General features: G+C 54.8%; 3 protein-coding genes and 1 pseudogene (1 of these 4 running past the window's edge). All 4 read left to right on the top strand.

All coding sequences use genetic code 11. The features are described 5' to 3' along the window. Positions 1-673, top strand: a pseudogene (gene recO / locus B3Z49_RS21980) (DNA repair protein RecO) (it extends 32 nt beyond the left edge of the window). 130 nt (positions 674-803) lie between these two features. Beyond that, a complete protein-coding gene (parC, locus tag B3Z49_RS21975) occupies positions 804-3,047 on the top strand; it encodes a DNA topoisomerase IV subunit A (protein WP_008891140.1) in 2,244 nt (747 codons plus the stop codon). A gap of 237 nt (positions 3,048-3,284) precedes the next feature. Continuing rightward, positions 3,285-3,830, top strand: coding sequence for a TRAP transporter small permease subunit (locus B3Z49_RS21970; RefSeq protein ID WP_064781455.1), 546 nt, complete (start codon positions 3,285-3,287; stop codon positions 3,828-3,830). Beyond that, positions 3,830-4,926: TRAP transporter large permease (locus B3Z49_RS21965; RefSeq protein ID WP_296994994.1), on the top strand; the 1,097-nt coding region annotated here is incomplete at its 3' end. The genes B3Z49_RS21970 and B3Z49_RS21965, both read left to right, overlap by 1 nt.

Here is a 4,926-nt window from a genome sequence, read left to right as displayed (position 1 = left end):
TTATGGCCGCCATGCCGGTCTGGTGCGGGGTGCTACCAGTAAATCCATGCGTGGCACACTTGAACCCGGCAATGAAATCCGGGTGGGGTGGTCTGCCCGGCTGGCCGAACATCTGGGGCAATTTCGCTGTGAACTGACCGGGGCGCATGCCGCAGACCTTTTGTTGCATGCTGGCCCCTTGATGGCGATGAGTTCGGCCTGTGCGATGCTTGATGCAACACTTCCGGAACGCGAAGCCCATCCGGATCTGTATCGCGGGACCGTCGCGTTGATTTCGGCCCTTAAGTCCGAGCAATGGTTGCCTGCCTATATCCGTTGGGAAGTCGGGTTACTGGAAGAGCTCGGTTACGGCTTGGCACTGGATCGATGTGCCGCGACCAACGAGACCGAAAACCTTGCCTTTGTATCCCCCAAAAGCGGCCGTGCGGTTGGCGAGGCATCCGGGCAGGCGTATCGTGACCGGATGTTGCCGTTGCCGGCCTTTCTTGCCGCCGGTCGGGCGTCTCAATCGCGCAAGGAAATGTCTTTAATAGAACAATTGCGCGATGGTCTGAAACTGACCGGATTTTTCATTCACCGCGATATTTTCGAGGCAAAAGGTATCAAACCTGTTGCTGCGCGGGACCGTCTTGTCAGCCATGTCTGGCGCACGGATATCGGATCAGAAAAATAAATTAGTCAATTTGCGCGCCATATGTTGACCAAGACCATGCCCGGCGTAGTATGTTGCCAATAACGTAAGGTGTTCGGGTCCGAACGCACTTGCACATGTCCATTTTGACAAGCAACAAGAAAAATCGTTCATGAGCACCAAGACTTCCGATCCGGCCAGTGCCGGACAAATCCGGGAAACCCGGCTTGCAGACGCGCTGAGCGAACGATATCTCGCCTATGCGATGTCGACAATCATGTCGCGTTCCCTGCCTGATGTGCGTGATGGCCTTAAGCCAGTGCATCGTCGTCTTCTTTACGCCATGCGTCAGCTTAAACTGAACCCGGAACAGGGGTTCAAGAAATGTGCGCGTGTTGTCGGTGACGTGATCGGTAAATATCACCCGCATGGTGATCAGTCGGTCTATGACGCGCTGGTACGTCTGGCACAGGATTTTGCGGTTCGTTATCCGCTTGTTGATGGTCAGGGCAACTTCGGCAACATTGACGGCGATAACGCCGCGGCAATGCGTTACACCGAGGCCCGCATGACGGCGGTTGCCGCGGCGTTGATGGATGGCCTTGACGAAGATGCCGTTGATTTTCGCCCGACCTATGATGGCGAGGAAAAAGAACCGGTTGTGATGCCGGCTGCTTTCCCGAACCTTTTGGCCAATGGGGCCTCGGGTATTGCCGTGGGTATGGCGACGAACATCCCGCCGCATAATGCCGGCGAGCTTTGCACGGCCCTGATCAAACTGATTGATGATCCGGAAACCTCGATTGCGCAGCTTGTGCGTTGCGTGCCGGGGCCGGATTTCCCGACCGGTGGTGTTCTTGTCGAGCCGCGTGAAAACATTCTGGAAGCCTATGCGACCGGGCGTGGATCATTCCGCCTGCGTGCGAAATGGGAAGTCGAGAAGCTTAGCCACGGTCTTTATCAGGTCGTGATTACCGAGATTCCCTATCAGGTTCAGAAAGCCAAGCTGGTTGAACGTATCGCCGATCTGATGGTGGCAAAGAAATTGCCGCTTCTGAACGATGTGCGTGATGAGTCGACCGATATCATTCGTCTGGTTCTGGAACCGCGTACCCGCGCGGTTGAACCGGAACACCTGATGGAAATGCTGTTCAAGAATACCGAACTGGAAATCCGTTTTGGCTTGAACATGAACGTTCTGGACGGCGACAACACGCCACGTGTGATGAATCTGCGCGAAGTTCTGCGCGCATTCCTGGCACATCGTCAGGATGTTCTGATCCGTCGTTCCAACCATCGGTTGGCCAAGATCAATCATCGTCTTGAGGTGTTGGAAGGCTATCTTGTTGCCTATCTGAACCTTGATGAAGTGATCCGGATCATTCGTTATGAGGATGAGCCGAAAAACGCGTTGATGAAGGCGTTTGACCTGACCGAAGTGCAGGCCGATGCGATCCTTAACATGCGTCTGCGGTCTTTGCGCAAGCTCGAAGAGATGGAAATCAAGAACGAGCATGCCAAACTGACCGAAGAAAAGCAGGGCCTTGAAGCGCTTCTTGCGAGCGAGAGCCTGCGTTGGGAGAAAATCCGCGACGAGATCGAGGTGATGCGTGAAAACTTTGGCAAGAAGACTGCCATTGGCAAACGCCGCACCGAGATTGGCGATGCACCGGAAGAAATCGAAGTTCCGCTGGAAGCATTGATCGAACGTGAACCGATTACGGTGATCTGTTCGAAAATGGGCTGGGTGCGTGCGCTGAAGGGCCATGTCGCCGATATCAGCGATCTGAAGTTCAAGGATGGTGACGAGCATCGCTTTGCGCTGAAGGCATTCACCACTGACAAGCTTCTGATTCTGTCGACGGCCGGGCGTTGTTACACCATGTCGTGTGACAAACTGCCGGGCGGGCGTGGCCATGGGGAGCCGATCCGTCTTTCCATCGACCTGCCGCAGGAACATGACATTGTTTCGATGGTGGTGCACAAGGAAGGCCGTAACCTTCTGGTGGCAAGTTCTGGTGGACGCGGCTTCCTGGTTGCCGAGAAAGAAGTGGTTGCGCAGACCAAAAACGGCAAACAGGTGCTTAACCTTGGAACTGGTGAAGTTGCCAAGATCTTCCTGCCGGTTGAGCAAGATCATGTTGCCGTTCTGGGCGATAACCGCAAGTTGCTGATTTATCCGGTTTCGGAAATTCCGGAAATGACGCGTGGTCGCGGTGTGATCCTGCAGAAATACCGTCAGGGCGGTCTTTCGGACCTTATCCTGTTTAACCTTGAAGAAGGTCTCAGCTGGACTATGGGCGGCAGCGAAGGTCGTACCCGGACTGTGACCGAGCTGGCCGAATGGATTGGCAAACGGGCCGGGGCAGGGCGCCTGCCGCCAAATGGCTTCCCGCGGTCCAACAAGTTTGAATAACGGGTGTAAAAACGCCTTGATAAAAGCCGGGTGGTGCCAAGCCATCCGGCTTTTTCTTTGCCTGAATGACGAAAATTGATGCACTGCCTGTGATTTGTTGCATTTCCCGGCAGAAATGGCCGAAATTCGGTGCAAAAGATATAGCGTTTTCGGTGGTTAATCTGTAACTTCCCAACCTGTTTAACAGGAAGCCCGCAATTTTCCTGTGAGATTCAAAAAAGGGCTTGGGAGTGAAAAGTGAGATTTCTGGGAAATTTCGTCCGCGCCGTCGACAGTCTTAATGACTGGATCGGACGCGGAGTAGCCTGGCTGGTGATCCCCATGGTGGTGATCACGTTTTTGGTGGCAACGTTGCGTTATGGCTTTGCGGTCGGCTGGGTGTCGATGCAGGAAAGCTATATGTGGCTTTACGGTATCATGTTTATGGTCGGCGCGGGTTACACGCTGCTGCATGGGGGGCATGTGCGTGTTGACGTTTTCTATCGTCCGGCATCTGCGCGCTACAAGGCATGGGTAGACCTTTTTGGTTCCCTGTTCCTGCTTGCGCCAGTGGTTATCATGATCCTGATGTACAGCTATCCTTACGTTGTCACGAGCTGGCACCGTCTGGAAGGATCGCATGAAACCGGCGGGCTTCCGGGATTGTTCCTGTATAAGTCTGTGATTTTGGTCTTTGGTGTCCTGATGCTGCTGCAGGGGCTGTCTTTGGCAGCGCGCAGTGTTCTGGTTCTGACCGGTCACAAAGAGTTTGAAATCAAAGAAGAAGAGCACGAGGGCGTCTGATGACGGGGGAAATTCTTAGCCTGGTGATGTTCGCCGTAGCTTGCGGCGTGCTTCTTCTTGGTTTTCCGGTTGCTTTCTCACTTGCGGGCACCGGTCTTGCTTTTGCGCTTATTGGCAACGCCATGGGCACATTCGATATGCCGCTTCTGGGCTCTTTGCCGTCACGCTATTTTGGTGTGATGACCAACGAGCTTTATGTTGCGATCCCGTTGTTCGTGTTCATGGGTGTCATGCTGGAACGCGCACGGATCGCCGAGAAGCTTCTGACCACCATGGGCATGCTGTTTGGCACCATGCGTGGTGGCCTTGGTATTTCAGTCGTGATCGTCGGTATGTTGCTTGCAGCATCCACCGGTATTGTCGGTGCGACGGTTGTGACCATGGGCTTGCTCAGCCTGCCGGCGATGCAAAAAGCCGGTTATGATCCGAAATTGTCGACCGGTGTGATCTGTGCATCGGGTACGCTGGGGCAGATCATTCCGCCGTCGATCGTTCTGGTTCTGCTGGGTGATATCCTGCAAGGCGCCTATGCCGAAGCGCAGCGCGCGCTGGGCAACTGGGCACCGGAACCGATTTCGGTGATGGATCTGTTTGCCGGTGCCTTCATTCCGGGAATTATGCTGGTTGGGCTTTATATCGGCTGGATCATCATCAAATCCCTGATTGATCCGGACTCAGCACCCGCACTGGTCGAAGGCAAACGCCCGGCGGGCCTTTGGGGTGAAGTACTGCGCGCATTGCTGCCGCCGGCGTTGCTGATTGTGGCGGTTCTGGGCTCAATCCTGACCGGGATTGCAACGCCGACGGAATCCGCGGCATTCGGTTCAGTCGGTGCGACCATTCTGGCTGCGTTCTATCGCCGTCTTGATATGCCTGTGCTGCGCCATGTGGTGCGCCAGACGGTTCAGGTTAGTGCGATGGTGTTTGTCATCCTGCTGGGTGCGTCGGTGTTCTCGCTGGTGTTCCGTGGTCTGGGTGGTGACCATCTGGTCGAAGAATTGCTGCACAACCTTCCGGGTGGTGTGTTCAGTGCGATGCTGGTCGTGATGTTGCTGATGTTCGTCATGGGCTTCTTCCTCGACTTCATCGAGATCGT

This window comes from Thalassospira sp. UBA1131 (assembly GCF_002311515.1).
Taxonomy (GTDB): domain Bacteria; phylum Pseudomonadota; class Alphaproteobacteria; order Rhodospirillales; family Thalassospiraceae; genus Thalassospira.
Note: the sequence above shows the minus strand (reverse complement) of the source record. Positions and strands in the feature narration are given on the sequence as shown.

Coding starts and splice junctions, on each gene's coding strand:
- parC (WP_008891140.1), top strand. CDS start 804: ATGAGCACCAAGACTTCCGATCCGGCCAGTGCCGGACAAATCCGGGAA.